The following is a 17,843-nucleotide window of genomic DNA, read 5'->3' on the forward strand; positions in this document are numbered from 1 at the left end:
TGAGAGGTTAGAGAAGAGACAAGAGATGAAAGACTCTTGGAAATTAATCTCTTGTCTCTTCTCTAACCTCTCTTGTCTAATTCAATAATAATTCCGGCCAGTTTCTCCGCGGATTGTTGCCAACTGAACCGTTCGACCCGCCCGCGCCCTTTCTCCACCAGCATCCGGCGGAGCGGTTCATCGCGGTACAACTTCGTCAGCCCGGCGCGGATGCTGCCAATGTCGTAGGGATCGACGTACACGCTGGCGTCGCCACAGACTTCGGGCAGGCTCGTGGTGTCGGACACCAGTGTGGGACAGCCACAGGACATGGCTTCGAGTGGCGGAATGCCAAAGCCTTCAAAAAAAGACGGGTAGGCAAAAAACAAGGCGTGCTGATACAGATTGACCAGTTGCGCATCGCTGAGGTAACCCGTAAAAATAATGGACGGATCGTTCTGAATCATTTCTTTCAGCCCGTTGTCGGCAAATACTTTGTGGGCCGCTCCGACAATCACCAGCTTCGTGTCCGACAAATTCGCTTCCTGAAACGCCTGAATCAGCCCTTTGAAGTTTTTGCGCGGATCGAGCGACGAAACCGCCAGAATGTATTTTCCGTACGGATTTTCGCCTTTCACCGCAGGCGGATGCAGGAAAATATCCGAAATGCTGGGGTAAATAATGTCCAGTGACGAACGGGGAACCTGATAAAATTGATTGAGATCATTCAGAGAATATTCGCTGATTGTCAGAACTTTGTGCGCCGACTTGACAATGCGGGGAACGGTAAAATTATAGAGTAGCGAGAATTTTTTCGAAAACCATTCCGGGTGACGATGAAAGGATAAATCCAGAACTGTGACAATCTTGTTGTCGTAAACGATGGGAGCGGTATTGCAGAGGTTCAGCAGCAGCGGACTGCCCTGGCTTTTGAGGTAGAGCGGCATTTCGATCTGCTCCCACAGATATCCTTTGCTGCGGCCGTACACCGTAGCGCCTAAATCCTTTGCAATGTCTTCCTGGAGTATGTTATAAGGCGTTAAAAACGTAATGTCCGGCAGCAGATTCTTCAATCGCATTCCGAGTTCAATGCCAACCCGCTGCGTTCCCGTAACGGGCTGCGTGAGAAACCGGGCGTTGACAACAACTGATTTATGGTTCATAGAAGGCGTAAATGATCGGTCGTAAAATTAGATTGGGCTTTCCATACTACTAGTACTAACCACAGAGTTTCTCTTTTTAGTATCGAAATTTCGTTTCAACATGTATAAACACAACGCAATCACCAGCGGCAGCGCGTTGGAGGGCGAGGTAATGCGGTGTTCGGTAAAGCTCATGACCGACAGGTTGAAATACGAAACCAGCAGAAACTTTTGCACGATGCTGTCCGCGCCTTTTTTCAGATACCGGTAAAGCGCGTGCCAGAACAGCAGGAAGATCGCCAGCCCGATCAGGCCCTGTTCTCCCAGAATGTGCAGATACGAGTGGTGAGCGTGCGCATCGTTGAAGGCCTTTTTGGGTTGGTCGTTGAGACTGACCACATACGGAAGACCCTTGTACCGCAACGGGACGTCGTTGACGGAACCAAAACCGGTTCCGATCAGGGGCGAATGCAGAAAGCAGTCGACGGCGCGGGGCCAGGTTTCGACGGCGCGGATGGCGATGTTGGCCGATTTGGTGCTGACTTCGCCGAACAGGGGCGAAATGTAGGTGCTGGCACCCGCTTCGCTCAGGTCGGCGTCGCGGACATACCTCGTATAAAGCGGATAGGTATACGTCAAAACCGCACACTGGACGGCGACAATGGCGAAAAGCGCCAGTCGGATCAGGTAAGCCCGGTTGGTGCGGTCAAAAAAGTAAAAGGTAAAACCAGCTACCAGGCCCAGCAGCGAACCGCGTGACGTCGTGGCGATCAGAAAGACGAAGTTGATGAAGATCATCAGCAACCATTTTCGCTTGCGTTCCTGCAAAAACAGCACGATGTTGAGCGACAGCACGATGCTGATGAAACCGCCCGCGCCGTTGGTGCTTTTGAAAAAACCGTGGAAGTAGGTTTCCGGATTGCCCCAGTCGGTGATGGCCGCAAAATTGGTCAGCACCAGATTCAGCCCGAATGCCACGCCATTGACCAGGGTGGCAAAGATCAGAAACCGTTTAAAAAGGGAATCGACGGCGACATTGTACGAAAAAAAGGCGATCAGCAGCAGCGGCAGATACGATATGATGAAGTTTCCATCGTACCGGTAGAAACCGAAAGCGAGCAGCGACGGCGGATAGTAGATCAAAATGCCCGTCAGCGAAAACAAAAAGTAGATGTACAGGTAATAAATGAACCGGGGAATGACGAAAACCGAATGCCTGAAAAACAGATAGGGTAAAACCGCCAGCGCCAGAATCGACGGCAACGGGCTGATGAAAATCAGGTTGGTGACGGTTCCGAACAGGCCGATCAGCAGGGCGATATAGAACAGCGTCCTGATCTTCATGGGGTTCGGCTGGTGAGCCGTTTGGTGAATACTTTCAGTTTGTCTTTGTAGAGCCAGGTCAGGTATTGACGGCGGCTCAGCAGGCCTTTTTCGTGCCAGAGGTGCAGGTTTTCCCAAACCGCTTCGGGCCGGTGCGACGCCCCGCCCTGCCGAAAATTACTGAGAATGGCGTTGAGGGGAATAAACGGAAGTTGCTTCCCGGCCAGACGCAGCATCAGTTCATAGTCACTCACGTACCGGTATTGCTCGCTGAACAGCCCGTAGGTTTGGTAAAAGGCAGCCGGCACAAAGCAGGTGGGATGTTCGATGTTGCCTTTGGGAAGCTGGCTGGCGTGCGTCTGGATGAGAAAGGCTTCCTGCTCACCGAGAAACGTCCGCTGAATGCCGTGGTAAACGGCGGGGCCAAACTGTTGATAAGCCTGCACGACCCGTTCAACGGCGTCGGTTTCATACCAGTCGTCGCTGTTGATGATGCCGATCAATTCGCCGGTGGCCCACTGGATGCCCTTGTTCATGGCGTTGTAAATACCGCTGTCGGGTTCGGACACAAACTTGATTCGGTCCGGAAACTGCCGGGCATAAGGCTCGATGATCGCTACCGTCCGGTCGGTCGATTTTCCGTCGATCAAAATGTATTCAATGGGTGCATAGGTTTGATTGACAACCGATTGAATGGTTTGTTCGATGTGTTTTTGGCTGTTGTAACAAACCGTAATAACGGAAACCAATGGCGGCATAGACAACTCCGGTGAAGGACGTGAAGGAAAGAAACACGCCAGTAAAGTTATTTAAAACGGTTCTACCGACTGGGTTCGGGTGTTGAAAACCGGTAACCCGCGAATCACGGCGATGCGATCATCACCCGTCGCATAGGTCAGATTACCATCCGGGTCACGCCCTTCGCGAAACTTGGAATACACGTAACCCTCGGCGGCTGTGAGCGGTTTTAAAGACCCCAGTTGCGTACTTTTTACAAAATAGGCATTCACCCCGGTGCTGTTACACCCCACAAACGCATAGCCCTTCTCGGTGGCCAGATCGCAAAGGGCAGCCAGCGATGCTCCGAAATACAGGTAGCTAAAATGAGCCTTACTGCGTACAAAATCCGGTTGGTAAGGAACCGTAATGGGCCTTTCGGGACCGAAAAGGCTATTGTATTCCACCACAACTATGTCCGCATCCACCGCGTCGATGGCTTTCCAGACCCAGTAGTCATTGCCGTCGATGTCGATACTGAGCAGGCCCAAAGGTCCTTTAAAACCCGCGTCGGTTAGCAAAGTATTGATATTTTCGGCGGTGATAAAGGCCTGGTTGGCAATGAGGTGGTGTTGCCAGAAAAAGGGATCAGACCGAATATAGGCAATATTTTGGTCGCTACCGTCCAACACCAGCCCGCTCCAGTTGTTATTGATCAACAAAAAGCGGGTGTTCGATTCCACGTAGGTCTCCACGCCGAATTCTACGAAGCTGTGGGAACGGATGGAAGCTGCTTTGATCAGATACTGGATGATGCCATCATCTCCGTATTGGGAGAATACTTTAAATTCAGCATCCTGAATGGAATTGATTTCCCGCGTCTGCATCGAAAGGAGTTTTCCCATCAGGACGCGGTTTTCGTATACTTCGTGCCGCGTTTCCCGAAGCATCGCCGAAAAAAACTGAAATTTCTTTAGTATTTTCCCAAGAATCATAACAGAGCGTAAGATAGAAGCCGCTAAAAAGGGAAGGCTCCGCGACCGGGGCCCTTCTTTTCCGGTGTATAGTTCATTCCGTCGAAGCCGCAAAGATAGGGAATTGCGGTTTGACTACCGGGCGGATCGGTTTGGACTCCTCTCGAAAGGGAAAAATATTATTGTAGAGACTGGTATAAATCAAGCGTTTCCCGAACGGTTCGGTCCCACGAGAACTGTTGCAACTGAAGACGTCCCTGCCGGGCGAGGTCAAGCCTTAAAGCCGGATTATTCAGGAAAAGTCCGATGGCGTCATGGATGGAATCCCGGTTCTCGGGGTCGAAATAGAGCGCGGCTTCACCCGCCACTTCGGGGAGTGAGCTCCGGTTGCTGAGCAGGCAGGGGCATCCACAGGCAAACGCTTCCAACACCGGAATGCCGAATCCTTCGTAGAGTGAAGGAAACACAAAACCCAGGGCCTGGCGGTATAACCGGCGCAGCGAAGCATCATCAATGGGTTGTTGTTCAACCAGATCATGAACGTTCAATTGCCGGACGACGGCTTCTTCTTCGGGAGAAAAAGGGCCACCACCGGCGCAAATGACCCGAATTTGATGGGCGAGAAGCAAGGGCGCAACGGCCTGAATAAAGGGCAGGAAGTTCTTATACATACCCCGGTTTCCAACAAAGAGCAGATACGGCACTTCTGACACGGGTTCAAACTGGGTTTCATCCACAGGAACCGACGAACCGTGGTGAATGACCCGAACGCGTTCGGGTGGAATGTCATAATACGCCAGCAAGTCGCGTTTGGTATTTTCTGAAATGGCAATAATTGCCGTCGCATGGTAAATAATTTCCTTCTTCCAAGTCATAACCTGATGATCAGCGGCCAATTCAGGAAAAACTGTGTGATATTTTTCGTGAATCAGGTCATGGACAGTAATGACAACCGGCCGCTTGCGGATGAATTTTAAGAAGTAAGGTTCATAATAGGTGGCATGAAAAATGTCGTACGACCGGGTTCTCATTTCTACCTGATTGAATGCTTTGTTAATTTGGTAGAGGTAAGGCTGGGTTCTGGTAAAAGGCTGGCTAGGGAAAAAAGGCAGGGTGGGGAGACTTTTTTCTTTCAAATAAACATTGTTGGAAACCAATAATGACAAATGAGCCTGATGTTTGTTTCGGAATTGGTTGATGCCGGCAATCAATTCGCAGAAATACCGGGAGATTCCGCCGTAATTTTGCTGGGAAAAGGTTTGATGATCAAAGAAAATCTTCATGCAGGGATGCTTTCAGGGAAGCAGGTGCTTTTTGAAAGTGGTTTTCATGTTCGTTAACCCGGTTCGCTTTTTAATATCCTCCACGCGCTGTTTGATGCGGGTTAGTTTCCGAAAGTAATGATGCAGTGAGTATTCGGTGGCCTGACGGTTCTCGATGATAAACCGGGGATGAATGATTTCGTTTATCGGGTGGACCGGTTTATTCGCAAACGTCTCATTACTGTCTTTGGTATGCGTGGCCTCACCGCCAAAACCGATGTTGGAAATAAGATTCTGATTGGGGTTGATACACATTCCATTATGAGTCCAGATTGCATAGCACCACTGGAAATCCCAGGTGTTGATCAGGCCATTGTAGGTGCCATCGAAGGAATCGTTCCAAAATTCCTGAACCTGGGGATCGGTGAAAATATCAGAGATGAGCTTCTGGTTTCTAAATTCCGGATAACTCGACATCGTCACGTCGTACTTCTCCCAGGCCCGTCGCCAGCTTGCCCACCCCCAGACGTGGCAAATTTTGGAATAAAAATAGGAGCCATCCCCATGCCATTGGCCATTCTGGAGGTTGGTTCCCCCAATGTGCATAATAGCGGTATTATTCAGGTGGTACCAGAGATTTTCGCGGCAAAAGGTAAAAAAGGTCGGGTCGGGCAGACAATCATCCTCCAGAATAATGCCCATTTCCACCTGCCGGAAAAACCAGGTGATGGCCGTACTGACGGCGTGTTTGCAACCCAGATTCTGCTCCTGAATCAATTGCTGAACCTGACAGGGCCAGTCGATTTCGTCCAGCAGAGCCTGGCATTGGGCCACTTGTTCTGCATCGGTGGGGTGGTTGGGGCGTGGTCCATCGATCGATACAAACAATTCCCGGGGTTGGATTTCGCGAATACGTTCAAAAACCCGTCGGGCGTGATAAGGCCGGTTAAACAAAATAAAGAGAACTGGAATATCAAATTGAAGGGGCGCGTCGAACAGAGAGGCCTGAAGCGTTGTCACTGTATTTTGTTTATTTTGACGATATAAGGTACAAAATAAACGATAAACTGATCAAAAAGGTTATTGAGCAGCAATTTCTGAACAAGCCATACATTTTCCAAACCGTGATCAGCAGTGACCCGGGCAAAAAGTGTAGAATTTCGCGCAATACAGCAACGGTATTTGGGGCTACTGTTTCAGACCAAGCCGTCTTTTCAGACCTTCGGCTTTCAGGGTTACCCAGGTTGGTTTCTTAAAATATTGGTTATTTGAATATTCTGTTGCCGGAAGGTTTTCAATCAGGAAACTAGGATGGCGTATTTCGTTCAAAGGCTCCAGAGGCACGTTTGCCAGTGAGCCACCGTCGTCCAGTGTATGGGTGGCGGCAGTACCAAACCCGATGTTGGAAACCAGATTCTGGTTGGGTGAAATGCAGAGGCCGTTGTTAATCCAGATGGAATAACACCAGGGATAGGCCCAACTGTTGATCTGACCCGCATGGACTCCGTCGAACGCTTCCGTCCAGTACTCCTGAACCTTGGGGTCGGAAAAAAGGTCGGCGATGCGGTTTTGCTTTCGAAATCCCGGATAGGTCGACATGCTTCCGTCGTATTTTTCCCAGGCCCGTCGCCAACTCGCCCACCCCCAGACATGGCAAATTTTGGAATAAAAATAGGAGCCATCCCCATGCCATTGGCCATTCTGGAGGTTGGTTCCCCCAATGTGCAGGATCGTGGCATTGTTGCGGTGGTAATGCAGGTTTTCGCGGCAAAAGGTGAAAAAACTGGGGTCGGGCAGGCAGTCATCTTCCAGAATGATCCCCATTTCCACCTGCTGAAAAAACCAGGTGATGGCCGTACTCACGGCTTTTTTGCAACCTAAATTCTGATCCTGAATGAGCCGGTGTACCGAGCAGGGCCAGTCAATGTTGTCAACCAAAGCCAGGCATTCGGCAACCCGCTCTGCATCCGTAGGGTGGTTGGGGCGGGGGCCGTCGATGGAAATAAACAATTCCCGGGGTTGAACCTGACGAATGCGTTCGAGTACCTGACGGGCCAGGTCAGGTCGATTAAACAGGAGGAACAGGATGGGAACGTCTAACGGCATCTTTTCGCTACGTTTAGGGTGGTTACTGGAGGGGAGCGATGCTTTTCCCCGTTAAAAACAACGCCAAGGGTAAAGGATTCGGTATGGAATTGGGGTATTTTTGGCAAAATGAATTTAGGGTCATCCATCGAATCCATATTTCCGAAGACAGCATCTGGCGGAAAAACGTTGCCAGGGCTGACTTGAAAACCGCTTTTTGCGTACCGCATAGGCCCGGAAGAACGGGCAGGATTACCGGGAGCGCTGTAAAAGATCCTTCAGGAAAGTTAGCTTTACCACATCGACGACTGCCGCAGACTGAGCAAAAAAAACCGGGCGGGCTTCCTTGATGAAATAGTTCATGAAGTAGGCCGACATCATTTGGGCGAGCAGGGTGGCGATGGAGGTGCCGATGGCACCATACCGAGGAATCAGAATCAGATTTAACAGAATATTCACCGTCGCTCCGGCGATGGTCTTCAACAGCAGCAGGCGCTGTCGATCGTGCAGAATGAACCAATAGCTGCTGCCAACTCCAATAAAGACAAATACGGCCGACCAGATGTGAATAACCAGGATGTTGTCTACGCCGGTATACTGCTGCCCATAGAGCAGGTCAACGAGAAAGGAAGACGAAAAAGTAACGAAAACCGCAATCAGGATGCTGATGGACGCCAACAGGCTCAGAAGTTTTCGAAAAGCCCGCTGAAAGGCCTCCTCATTTTGGGTTTTCAGGGCAACAATGGTTGGGTAAAACGAGGAGGTGATGGCCGTAGCGATAAAATACCATACTTCCGACAAACGCAGGGCGGCACTAAACTTGCCTAATTCCAAGTCTGTAGCCAGTTCTTTCAGCATGAACTGGTCGGAACGCATGTAAATAAAAATGAAAAACTCCGAGATCATGAGCGGCCAGGATAACCGGAGCAACCGGATCGCCAGCGCCCGGTTAAACCGCCATTGCAAAATGTGCTGCCCTTCTTCCCGGTTATAAATGAAAATCAGAATCAGGGCCGAGAGGGTGGCTTCCACGAAAACAACCGAGGAGAACGCCAGTAAACTGAAGTGATTGGCCAGAAAATAAACCCGCAGCAGCGTCGATAAGGCAAAGGCAACGGATTTGGCAACGACCGACAGCCGGGATTTGACGCGCGACTGGAAATGCAGATCGATGACGTCCACGCTCTGGCAGATCAGCACCGAACTGGTGAACAGAACCATGGCCTGCAAAACCGGCTGACCGCTGTAGAGAAGGCGAATGGTAACCGCAATTACAAACAGGGAAACCGCCCCGGCAATGAGCCGGAGAATGAAAGCCGTGCCGAGCAGTTGATTTTCGGCGTATTCGCCTTTTCGGACAATTTCCGTAATCAGGATGTTTGCCAAACCCAGCCCCGCCAGCGACATCAGCACCGTTGGAAAAACATTGGCAAAGTTGAGCAGACCAAACTGGGAAGGCCCCAGATACCGCGCCGACCAAACGCCGACCAGTAAAGCGGTAGCCATCCGAAAAATGCGGTCGAAGAAAACCCAGCCGGCGTTGGCAAACGCTTTCCGGGCGGTTGCACTCAGCTTTCGGGGGCTTAGTTCAATCATACCGGTTTGACAATCAGGAGACAGTCGGATGAAGGACACCGGTGAGCTGGGCTTCGACCATCAACCGGGCCACGTCCTCCATCTTGTGTTGGGCCTTCCAGCCAAAATGCCAAAACGCTTTGGCGGGGTTCGCATTACCCTCGGCCAGGTCGGTGGGGCGGAAAAACGAGGAGTCGATCTGAACGTGCTCTTCCCAATCCAGATTCACCTGCTCGAAAACGATTCGGATAAAATCTTTCAGTTTCCGGGTGTGTCCGGTCGCAATCACGTAGTCGTCGGGCTGGGGTTGTTGCAGCATCATCCACATGGCTTCCACATAATCGGGCGCCCAGCCCCAGTCGCGGGCAATATCGATGTTTCCCAGCGTCAGTTTCTCGTTGCTGCCCTGCGCGATCCGGCAGGCGGCTGCCACGATTTTCCGGGTGACAAACCGTTCGGGGCGCAGGGGCGACTCGTGGTTGAACAGTATCCCGGTGCTGGCATAGAGCTGGTAGGCTTCGCGGTAATTGGCGACCTGCCAGAAAGCCGCAGCTTTGGCCACGCCGTAGGGGCTGCGCGGGCGGAAAGGTGTCTCTTCGTCGGCCGCCAGGCGGCCCGTATCGCCGAACGACTCGCTCGATCCGGCGTTGTATAACCGGATCGGGAGTTCACTAAACCGGATGGCTTCCAGCAAATTCAGCGTGCCGATGCTGATGCTTTCGAGGGTCTCGACGGGTTGTTCGAAGGATAGACCCACCGAACTTTGCCCGGCCAGGTTATAAACTTCGTCGGGCCGGACTTTCAGCAACGTCTGCAAAACGCTGCGGAAATCATTGATGTTGACCGACACCACCGACACCTGCGACCGGATGTTGAGCCGGGTCAGGTTGTTGAACGACGACATCTGGGCATCACGTGAACCGCCGTATACCTCATATCCTTTGGTCAGCAGCAAATGCGCCAGATAGGCCCCATCCTGCCCTGAAACCCCACAAATCAATGCCTTTTTCATAAGAATATTCAGTTTACGGTTTACGGTTTACGGTTTACGGTTGCTGACGCGTCCTATAGCTCGTATGCGTCAGCAACCGTAAACTGAAAACCGTAAACCGGTTATTCCAGGCGATTCATATTCCCCAGAACGGTTTTTCCCAACGTCCAGCCTAGCCCCATTACGGCACCAGCCGCTAAACCAGCTAGAATCAGTAGCGTGCGCCGGGGGCCGTTGGGCCGTAGTGGTATGCGTGGAGGCTCCAGCATTTTGAAAACCGGGGTTTCTTCCTGCACCCGAATTTTGGCCTGTTCCAACTGCCGGGACAAATCGTTGTACACGGTTTGCGCCAGCAGAAACTCGGCTTGCAGCCGTTGCTCGCTGATGCGGGCCAAGCCGCTGTAAAGGCTCCGGTTCCGGTCGCGGTAACTTTCCAGGTCATACTCCGCCGTCTGGTACCGGCGTCGGGATTGCTCGACCTGCTGGGTCAGAAATCGCTCCTGATTTTTGACTTTCTGCGTCCGGTAGCTGGTGATGTAGTGGGTCAGGTATTCCAGTGAAAACCGGGCGACAGTGGCCGCTACGACCGGGTCGGGCATGATTACTTCAATGGTTACGACGCCAGTCCGTCGTTCGTAGGTGGTTGTGATCCGGTTCGTCAGGAGGGCCGCCAGACCTTCCTGTTCGGGTGTAACCTGCAGGGCTTTGCTGTAGTTTTTAGGATCGGGCAACACCACCGGAACCGGTTTTGAGTCGTCGGCAGTGGTTTGTTCTGTGTTTCCGGTTAGCCGTTGAAAGGCCGTTTCCTGCTTCTGCCGTTTCAGGTAAGCCTGCAGCGGCAGCACGGTTTTGTAGGTTTTGGAATAAACCGGCTGCTTCAGAATCTGCAGGGCAAACGGAATGCTTTGGAGAACCTCCGGGTAGAGATCGGGCCGGATGCCATCACCGGCGGCATTGTCCATGCTGATGCCAGCCAGCCCGGCCAGCGATCCGAGGTTGCCCATGCTGCCGGGGCTGCCTGCCGACACTTCCGGCATGACGGTAACTTCAGCTTTGTAGTCGTCCGGTTTGGAAAAACCATAGTATAGCCCTGCCAGGGCGCCCAGCACGGCAAAAGCCAGCACGGCCAGGCGGCTGCGCTGTAGAAACTTCCAGAGATCACCGGGGCGGATCCGGATGAGGTCATCATCGTCCATTTCTGACCCTGCTGATGGTTTGTGCGTTGTTACTGACATGAAGCGACGTACTAAACGTGGCGCTAAAAATGCTTAAAATAACCGAACCAGATTTACAATAACGGTGGTAAGGGTCACAGTCATTGTGCCAATGACCGAAATAAGTCCAATTCGTTCCCCCGCCGTCAGCCGTCGATCGTCGGTCAGTGGCCCAAATGGCACGATAACGCGTGAGCCGGGTTCGATTTTGGGATATTTCCTGAAAAACAAAAACCGTTTGGTCCGGTCTTTCAGTCCGTTGGCGTAGATCACATACGCTCTTTTCTGCCGGGCATTATCGGTATAGCCCCCGGCCTGCGTCACGTAATCCTTAAAATGAAAGCCTTCCGTAAAACTAACCGTCGACGGATTCAGAACGGCGCCCTGAATGCTGACGGTTTCGGGGCGTTTCGGAATAATCAGTGAATCACCGACTTCCAGCAACAGGTTTCCCGATACGCCCGGATCTTCCAGAATGGCGCCCAGATCGGTCGCAATGGGAATGCCGCGCCGGGAAAACCGGGCTCCGGGCAGAAAAGCCCCCGCTTTCAGGCCACCCACGCGCCGAAGTACATCCGAAATTCGTTCGGAACGCGACTCGATGGCGTAATTCCCGGGGTGCATCACTTCGCCCAGTACCGCTACATTCTGCTGAAGTTCGTAGCGGGGCGACGTTCGGACGTATACCACGTCGAACGGCTTGAGCGGAAACCGCGCATCGGCGGGTTGAAGATTCAAGGAGCGATCGATCGAAAACTGAAAAACCTGAACGGTTTCGCCACCGGTCATTTTGGTGGTATCTTCCCGAATCCGCCGGGCCACTTCAATCCGGGTGGGTGTGGCACCTTCCTGAAAACCGCCGGATAACGCAATCAAATCGGTGACGGTCAGGTTGGTTACGTACGGAATGGTGTCCGGCCGGTTCACGGCGCCCTCAATGCTAACGTAGTACGGCTCGCGCAAATCGCGGACCGAATAAATATGCACACTGTCCTGCCGGGCCAGCGGAATGTCTTCCGTTTCGTTGCGCATCAGCCGCCCGACATCGAACGGAATGGCTTCCAGGTCGGTGTTTTCGCGTTCGCGGTACAAAACCGCCCGGTTCAGGAAAGCGTCTTTCCGCAATCCTTCGGCCCGGCTGATGAGCGAGCGAACGGACGTAATTTCGTCGCCCAGCGCATAATCGCCGGGGCGCATCACGGCACCGGATATCTGAATCCGGTTTTCATACCGGTTCAGGATTTCACCAGTCGTGTATTTGTCGCCGGACTGCGGAATGAATGTCGCAATCTGCTCCTGCGTGATGGTTGAGATTCGCAGTTCGCGGGGCGTATTCCGGCGCAGGGTGATCGAAAAGGTATACGCCCGATCCGTAAAACCGCCCGCAAAACTCAGGACACTTTTGAGCGTTTCACCGGGTTTTACTTCATAAATGGCCGGCCGTTTGACCTGCCCAACCATTTCAACGCGAACCCCGTAATCGTTGACCCGAATCACATCCTGATCCAGCAGCCGGATGTCATCTTTTTTATCGGCCCGCAAAAGGTAATCGTATAGGTCGATGGTGCGAATGACGCGGTTGTTGCGGATCACCTGAATATCGCGGAAGGAGCCGGTTTCGGGGTTCGGGCCGCCCGCCAGATACAAGGCGTTGAAAGCCGTCGACAATGACGAAAGCGTGTAGGTTCCCGGCATGACGACTTCGCCCACCATCGTGACGCGGATGCTGCGGATGTTGCCCAGGGTTACGGAGGCATAAGTGCCGCTGTTGGGGCGGTTCAGACCCTGAAAAGCCTGCCGCAGCCGCCCGACAATCCGCTGTTCGGCCTGTTCGATGGTGAGGCCGCTGACAAAAATAGGCGCCAGGTTTAGCATCCGCACCGATCCTTCGGGGCTGACGCGCAGCCGGAAACTTTCGGTGGAATTTCCATAAATTTCCACTACGAGTTCATCGTCGGGTCCCACCACGTAATTCCGGGGCGTGGCAATGCGGAGATTCGGCTCAAAGGTGAGGGATGTTCCCTGAAACAAAGCCGCGCCAAAAATATACGGTCGCCGGATGGTATCCCGTCGCAGCAGATTCAGGCTGTCGCCCAGCGCATACGGCCGTTGCGACAGTGTCCCCTGTTGGCTTCGGTTGATGAGCGTATCGCCGGAGATCTGCCCGGTGCGATTTGATTGCTGGCGGATTTTTGCCATACGTTGCCGCATTTTGGCAATATCAGTCAACGTATAGCCCTGTGACATAGCCGCTTGCTCGATTTGCATTTCGGTGAGTCCGCTGCTTTGCGCCCGCTGATAAAATTCAATAATCTGCTCATCGTTCAACTGATCGGCCCGCGAAGGTGACTGGGCAAAACCGGCAGTGACAGCTACCAACAGGAAAAAGAAAGACAGCACGGGCAGTTGTCGAAACAACAAAAACGGGGAGTCACGAAGTGTAAACCAGTATGATTGTGTTCTGCTACGGTTCATGCAGTGAGAAAAATCTGACCCACAAAGTTACGAATTGATTGATTCTCTGCCGCTTTTTATAGTCAATGGTCCAAAAGTGGCTTTTTAATGGAAAAAACCGCTATTTAGCCGAACTGTTTTCCGAAATAATAACTGAACAAATAGAATATATCCAAGATGGCTTTGATAAAATCTGTTCGCGGCATTCACCCAAAAGTGGGCGAAGAATGTTGGTTTGCCGATAACGCAACGATCGTTGGGGAAGTCGTGATGGGTCGAAATTGCACCGTCTGGTTCAATGCCGTGGTGCGGGGCGATGTGAACTCGATCACGATGGGGGATTATTGCAACGTTCAGGACGGGGCCGTTATTCACTGCACCTACCAGAAATTCAGGACCATCATCGGCAGTTACGTTTCCATTGCCCACAACGCCATTGTCCACGGCTGCACGATTGAAGACCAGGTTCTGATCGGCATGGGCGCCATTGTGATGGATGGGGCTATTATTGGAACCGGCTCCATCGTTGCTGCCGGGGCCATTGTGACCCAAAATACCGTCGTGCCTCCGGGCACAGTTTACGCCGGCAATCCGGCCCGGTTTCTGAAAGCTGTTACGCCCGAACTGGGTGAAGTTTTTATGCGGACAGCCAACAATTATGTGATGTATGCCAGGTGGTATGAGTAATGAAATTGCCCCTAAATCCCCTGAAGGGGACTTGGACGCGAAATTCCACCAGATGCTAAAATTCCACTTCAGGGGATTTAGGGGTAACCAATAAAAGTCCTTTACAACAAGTATTGCATCGCATTTATTGCGGTCGTATATTTGTTTGAAATTAGTCTAAATAATTTTAGGATTATTTTTTTGTTGGTCAGCGGCCGGTTTCCAAGCGCTCTGCCTGGGGATTTAGAAGCCGTCTTGGCCTTATTTTATGGCGAACCTAACTTCATTGATTACGACAGCCCGAACGAAACTGGAAGAATATTTACTCATGAAAGGGCTGCGCCGGTCGTCGGAACGGTTTGCCATTCTGGAAGAGGTGTATTCGCGCAATGACCATTTTGACGCTGAGGAATTGTATCAGGCGATGAAAGACCGGTCGTTTGCCGTTAGCCGGGCCACGGTGTACAACACGCTGGATGTGCTGGTCGATTGCGGTCTGGTGAGCCGACACCAGTTTGGCGATGAGGACAATACGAAAAGCCGGTTTGAAAAATCACTCGGACGGCAGCAGCATGCGCATCTGATTTGTGTCAATTGCCACCGCGTCATGGAGTTTTGTGATCCGCGTTTGCAACTGATCAAAACCACGGTCGGCAATACGCTGCAATTCCACGTCGAATCGCATTCCCTGGTTTTTTACGGCGAATGTGCGGACGAAGCCTGCGTGGCGCGGACGAAAGCCGCAGCGGCCAATGCCAACGTAAACTAGCGGAAACGCATTATTGGATTATTCGCTGACGGTTTCTTTTTCCTGCTTCATTTCTTTCCGGGCGTTGATGTAGCCCCGAATGACTGTGAAAGTGGTAACGGCCAGGAAGAAAATGATGATGTAGTGGACGTAATCGACGATCCAGGGGAATTTTTCGCCAAAATAATAACCGCCCCCCACCAGCGAGACCACCCAGATGGCTCCACCCAGAACGTTGTAAAGCATAAAATACCGCATATCCATCCGAATCAATCCGGAGAGAATGGGCGCAAACGTGCGGACAATGGGCAGAAACCGGGCCACAATCAGCGTTCGGCTGCCGTATTTCAGGAAATATTCGCGGGTGGTTTCAATGTATTTTTTCTTGAAAAACAGCGAATCCGGGCGGTTTTGCAGCCGATCACCGAAATACCGGCCCGTGAGATATCCCACTAGCGACCCCACCACCGCGGCCCCGAAAATACAGAGCAGCAACAGCCACAGGGGGACGGCCAGAATTTTGGTGCCGGCAAAAACGCCCGACAGAAACAGCAAGTAATCGCCCGGCAGGAAAAAACCGAAAAAGACACCGTTTTCGATGAAGATAATCAGGGTGATCAATACCAGCCCGCCCGTCCGAATGATTTCCTCGGAATTGAGTAAGTATTGGAAAAATTCGGCGATCTGGTTCATCATTGAAATGAGTGAATGAGTGAATGAGCGGATGAGTGAATAGATCGAAGATCACGCTTTGAACTAACGGCACTGCGTCAGCTATTCACTCAATCACTCACTCGCTCATTCACAATTAAATATAGTCCGCCAGCTCAAGCCAGCGGTCGGATTTTAGGGAAATTTCCTGTTCGATTTGCTCAATTTGCCGGGCCCAGGACGTCAGTTCTTCGTGACTCTCGGAACCGGTATTCAGTTGATCCAATAAACCGCTTTTTCGTTGTTCCAGTTCCTCAATTTCTTTTTCTAACGTTTCATATTCCCGCTGCTCCTTGAAAGATAGTTTTCGCTTGCTTTCCGTTACCGGGGCAACGGGTTTACTTTCTGGAACTGAGACGGTTGGTGCAGCCTTTGGCTTGTCGGCGGTTTTGCGATCGGCGGGCTGACTGGCTTTCCGTTCGCGGTAATCGGTGTAATTCCCCGGAAAGTCGCTGATTTTACCGTTGCCTTCAAAAATAAAGGCGTGATCGATCAGCCGATCCATGAAATAACGGTCGTGGGATACGAGCAGTATGCAGCCGGGAAAATTCAGCAGAAATTCTTCCAGCACATTGAGCGTCGTAATGTCCAGGTCGTTGGTCGGTTCATCCAGAATCAGGAAGTTGGGATTTTGCACCAGCACCAGCAACAACTGCAACCGCCGTTTTTCACCGCCCGACAGTTTGTGGACGTAATCGTACTGCTTGTTGCGGTCGAACAGGAAATGCTGCAAAAATTGCGAAGCCGTCACGGTTTCGCCCGTTCCCAGTTTCATCACTTCGGCCACATCCTGCACCACGTCGATCACCCGCTGGTTATCGGGCAGCACCAGATCGGATTGCGTGTAATAGCCAATTTTAACCGTTCCGCCGGTGCTGATGATGCCCGAATCGGGGCGCAGTTCGCCGGTAATCATGTTCAGGAGGGTGGTTTTCCCCATCCCGTTCTTCCCGATGATGCCAATGCGGTCGTTACGCCGGAAGGTGTACGTGAAATGGTCGAGCAGCACCTTTTCGCCAAAGCGTTTGCTGACGTTTTCCATTTCGATGATTTTGCTGCCCAGCCGCGCCGTACGAATGTTTAGCTCCAGTTGGTCGTTGCCCAGTTTCGTGTGCGCTTTGGCGTTCACCTCATCGAACGCATCGACCCGGTATTGTGCCTTGGTGCCGCGGGCTTTGGGTTGTCGGCGCATCCAGTCCAGTTCGCGCCGGAAAAGGTTTTTCGCCTTGTCGACCTCAGCCGCCAGAATGGCTTGCCGCTCCGCTTTCTTTTCCAGGTAATAGGCGTAATTGCCTTTGTAGCTGAACAGCGTTTGCTGGTCGAGTTCGACAATCTGGTTGCAAACCCGGTCCAGAAAATACCGGTCGTGCGACACCAGCAGGAGGGTGGAATTGTTGGTCGACAAAAAGTTTTCCAGCCACTCGATAGTTTCCAGATCGAGGTGGTTGGTCGGTTCATCCATGATCAGCAAATCCGGGGCTTCGATCAGCACCTGCGCCATCGCCACCCGTTTGCGTTGCCCACCCGAGAGTGTGGAGACCTGCTGCGTGACGTCGTGAATGCCCAATTGCCCCAGAATCTGCTTCAACTGCGTTTCATAATCCCAGGCCTGGAGCGTGTCCATTTGCTGCATGGCCCGGTCGAGCGCGTCGTGGTTCTCGGACAGCAGAGCTTTTTCATACTGCTCAATCGCGAGCAGGGCCGGATTGTCGCCGGTTAAAACGACTTCCATCACGGTCAGGTTGTTATCCAGTTGGGGCTGTTGTTCCAGAAAACCGACGGTGATGTCTTTTCGGATGCTGACCAGTCCTTCGTCGGAAGGCATTAATCCGGCCAGAATGGATAATAAGGTAGATTTGCCCGTACCGTTGGCACCAACGATTGCGACTTTATCACCCCGGCTCATTCCGAACGTTACGTTGCGGAATAACCATTTGTCGCCGAAGGATTTGGAGAGATTTTCTGCTGATAGATAATTCATTGTCCGCAAAGATACGCATCC

The 17,843-nt window shown here is 52.0% G+C and carries 16 protein-coding genes; 3 read left to right on the top strand and 13 right to left on the bottom strand.

The window, feature by feature from the left end; translation table 11 throughout:
- Positions 1-62: 62 nt before the first annotated feature.
- The 5 genes from ACS5NO_RS31175 to ACS5NO_RS31195 form a co-directional block, all read right to left on the bottom strand.
- Positions 63-1,142, bottom strand: coding sequence for a glycosyltransferase family 4 protein (locus ACS5NO_RS31175; RefSeq protein ID WP_439418730.1), 1,080 nt, complete (start codon positions 1,140-1,142; stop codon positions 63-65).
- Positions 1,143-1,169: 27 nt separating this feature from the next.
- Positions 1,170-2,465: an O-antigen ligase family protein gene (locus ACS5NO_RS31180; RefSeq protein ID WP_439418731.1), complete on the bottom strand. Its 1,296-nt coding sequence runs from the start codon at positions 2,463-2,465 to the stop codon at positions 1,170-1,172.
- Positions 2,462-3,202 carry a glycosyltransferase family 2 protein gene (locus ACS5NO_RS31185; RefSeq protein WP_439418732.1) on the bottom strand — a complete coding sequence of 247 codons (741 nt, stop codon included), beginning with the start codon at positions 3,200-3,202 and terminating at the stop codon, positions 2,462-2,464. The genes ACS5NO_RS31180 and ACS5NO_RS31185 overlap by 4 nt, the downstream gene beginning before the upstream one ends.
- Positions 3,203-3,253: 51 nt before the next feature.
- Positions 3,254-4,156 carry a hypothetical protein gene (locus ACS5NO_RS31190; protein WP_439418733.1) on the bottom strand — a complete coding sequence of 301 codons (903 nt, stop codon included), beginning with the start codon at positions 4,154-4,156 and terminating at the stop codon, positions 3,254-3,256.
- Positions 4,157-4,314: 158 nt separating this feature from the next.
- Positions 4,315-5,346, bottom strand: coding sequence for a glycosyltransferase family 4 protein (locus tag ACS5NO_RS31195; RefSeq protein ID WP_439418759.1), 1,032 nt, complete (start codon positions 5,344-5,346; stop codon positions 4,315-4,317).
- Between ACS5NO_RS31195 and ACS5NO_RS31200 the strand changes: the two genes are divergently transcribed.
- Entirely contained in the window at positions 5,302-5,475 is a 174-nt protein-coding gene (locus tag ACS5NO_RS31200) for a hypothetical protein (protein ID WP_439418761.1), read from the top strand. The genes ACS5NO_RS31195 and ACS5NO_RS31200 overlap by 45 nt on opposite strands.
- On the opposite strand, the gene ACS5NO_RS31205 is transcribed toward ACS5NO_RS31200, so the two are convergent.
- From ACS5NO_RS31205 to ACS5NO_RS31230, 6 genes are all read right to left on the bottom strand, one after another.
- The gene (locus ACS5NO_RS31205) at positions 5,431-6,417 is read right to left on the bottom strand and encodes a nucleotide-diphospho-sugar transferase (RefSeq protein ID WP_439418734.1); all 987 of its coding nucleotides are present in this window, start codon (positions 6,415-6,417) and stop codon (positions 5,431-5,433) included. The two genes, ACS5NO_RS31200 and ACS5NO_RS31205, sit on opposite strands and share 45 nt — an antisense overlap.
- Before the next feature lie 168 nt (positions 6,418-6,585).
- Positions 6,586-7,503 carry a nucleotide-diphospho-sugar transferase gene (locus tag ACS5NO_RS31210; RefSeq protein ID WP_439418735.1) on the bottom strand — a complete coding sequence of 306 codons (918 nt, stop codon included), beginning with the start codon at positions 7,501-7,503 and terminating at the stop codon, positions 6,586-6,588.
- A gap of 231 nt (positions 7,504-7,734) precedes the next feature.
- Positions 7,735-9,078: a flippase gene (locus ACS5NO_RS31215; protein WP_439418736.1), complete on the bottom strand. Its 1,344-nt coding sequence runs from the start codon at positions 9,076-9,078 to the stop codon at positions 7,735-7,737.
- 13 nt (positions 9,079-9,091) lie between these two features.
- Entirely contained in the window at positions 9,092-10,069 is a 978-nt protein-coding gene (locus ACS5NO_RS31220) for a GDP-mannose 4,6-dehydratase (protein ID WP_114404289.1), read from the bottom strand.
- Positions 10,070-10,170: 101 nt separating this feature from the next.
- Entirely contained in the window at positions 10,171-11,283 is a 1,113-nt protein-coding gene (locus tag ACS5NO_RS31225; RefSeq protein ID WP_439418737.1) for a lipopolysaccharide biosynthesis protein, read from the bottom strand.
- A 33-nt stretch (positions 11,284-11,316) separates the two neighbouring features.
- Positions 11,317-13,662 carry an SLBB domain-containing protein gene (locus ACS5NO_RS31230; RefSeq protein ID WP_439418738.1) on the bottom strand — a complete coding sequence of 782 codons (2,346 nt, stop codon included), beginning with the start codon at positions 13,660-13,662 and terminating at the stop codon, positions 11,317-11,319.
- A 231-nt stretch (positions 13,663-13,893) separates the two neighbouring features.
- Between ACS5NO_RS31230 and ACS5NO_RS31235 the strand changes: the two genes are divergently transcribed.
- Both ACS5NO_RS31235 and ACS5NO_RS31240 read left to right on the top strand, forming a co-directional pair.
- Positions 13,894-14,403 carry a gamma carbonic anhydrase family protein gene (locus ACS5NO_RS31235; protein ID WP_439418739.1) on the top strand — a complete coding sequence of 170 codons (510 nt, stop codon included), beginning with the start codon at positions 13,894-13,896 and terminating at the stop codon, positions 14,401-14,403.
- 247 nt (positions 14,404-14,650) lie between these two features.
- Complete coding sequence (locus ACS5NO_RS31240; RefSeq protein ID WP_439418740.1) at positions 14,651-15,151, top strand: Fur family transcriptional regulator; 501 nt, start codon at positions 14,651-14,653, stop codon at positions 15,149-15,151.
- An 18-nt stretch (positions 15,152-15,169) separates the two neighbouring features.
- Here the strand turns inward: ACS5NO_RS31240 and ACS5NO_RS31245 are convergent, their stop codons facing one another.
- Both ACS5NO_RS31245 and ACS5NO_RS31250 read right to left on the bottom strand, forming a co-directional pair.
- Positions 15,170-15,823: a DedA family protein gene (locus ACS5NO_RS31245; protein ID WP_439418760.1), complete on the bottom strand. Its 654-nt coding sequence runs from the start codon at positions 15,821-15,823 to the stop codon at positions 15,170-15,172.
- A gap of 115 nt (positions 15,824-15,938) precedes the next feature.
- Positions 15,939-17,822 (bottom strand): ABC-F family ATP-binding cassette domain-containing protein, encoded by a 1,884-nt coding sequence (locus tag ACS5NO_RS31250; RefSeq protein WP_439418741.1) that lies wholly within the window; start codon positions 17,820-17,822, stop codon positions 15,939-15,941.
- Positions 17,823-17,843 lie beyond the last annotated feature (21 nt).

Origin of the sequence: Larkinella fluvii, assembly GCF_051857545.1 — a bacterium.
In the GTDB taxonomy this organism is placed as follows: Bacteria; Bacteroidota; Bacteroidia; order Cytophagales; family Spirosomataceae; genus Larkinella.

Bases quoted from the DNA above. Each gene is read 5' to 3' on its own strand.
- ACS5NO_RS31175 (WP_439418730.1), bottom strand. From the start codon at position 1,142: ATGAACCATAAATCAGTTGTTGTCAACGCCCGGTTTCTCACGCAGCCC.
- ACS5NO_RS31180 (WP_439418731.1), bottom strand. From the start codon at position 2,465: ATGAAGATCAGGACGCTGTTCTATATCGCCCTGCTGATCGGCCTGTTC.
- ACS5NO_RS31185 (WP_439418732.1), bottom strand. From the start codon at position 3,202: ATGCCGCCATTGGTTTCCGTTATTACGGTTTGTTACAACAGCCAAAAA.
- ACS5NO_RS31190 (WP_439418733.1), bottom strand. From the start codon at position 4,156: ATGATTCTTGGGAAAATACTAAAGAAATTTCAGTTTTTTTCGGCGATG.
- ACS5NO_RS31200 (WP_439418761.1), top strand. From the start codon at position 5,302: ATGAGCCTGATGTTTGTTTCGGAATTGGTTGATGCCGGCAATCAATTC.
- ACS5NO_RS31210 (WP_439418735.1), bottom strand. From the start codon at position 7,503: ATGCCGTTAGACGTTCCCATCCTGTTCCTCCTGTTTAATCGACCTGAC.
- ACS5NO_RS31215 (WP_439418736.1), bottom strand. From the start codon at position 9,078: ATGATTGAACTAAGCCCCCGAAAGCTGAGTGCAACCGCCCGGAAAGCG.
- ACS5NO_RS31220 (WP_114404289.1), bottom strand. From the start codon at position 10,069: ATGAAAAAGGCATTGATTTGTGGGGTTTCAGGGCAGGATGGGGCCTAT.
- ACS5NO_RS31225 (WP_439418737.1), bottom strand. From the start codon at position 11,283: ATGTCAGTAACAACGCACAAACCATCAGCAGGGTCAGAAATGGACGAT.
- ACS5NO_RS31235 (WP_439418739.1), top strand. From the start codon at position 13,894: ATGGCTTTGATAAAATCTGTTCGCGGCATTCACCCAAAAGTGGGCGAA.
- ACS5NO_RS31240 (WP_439418740.1), top strand. From the start codon at position 14,651: ATGGCGAACCTAACTTCATTGATTACGACAGCCCGAACGAAACTGGAA.
- ACS5NO_RS31245 (WP_439418760.1), bottom strand. From the start codon at position 15,823: ATGAACCAGATCGCCGAATTTTTCCAATACTTACTCAATTCCGAGGAA.
- ACS5NO_RS31250 (WP_439418741.1), bottom strand. From the start codon at position 17,822: ATGAATTATCTATCAGCAGAAAATCTCTCCAAATCCTTCGGCGACAAA.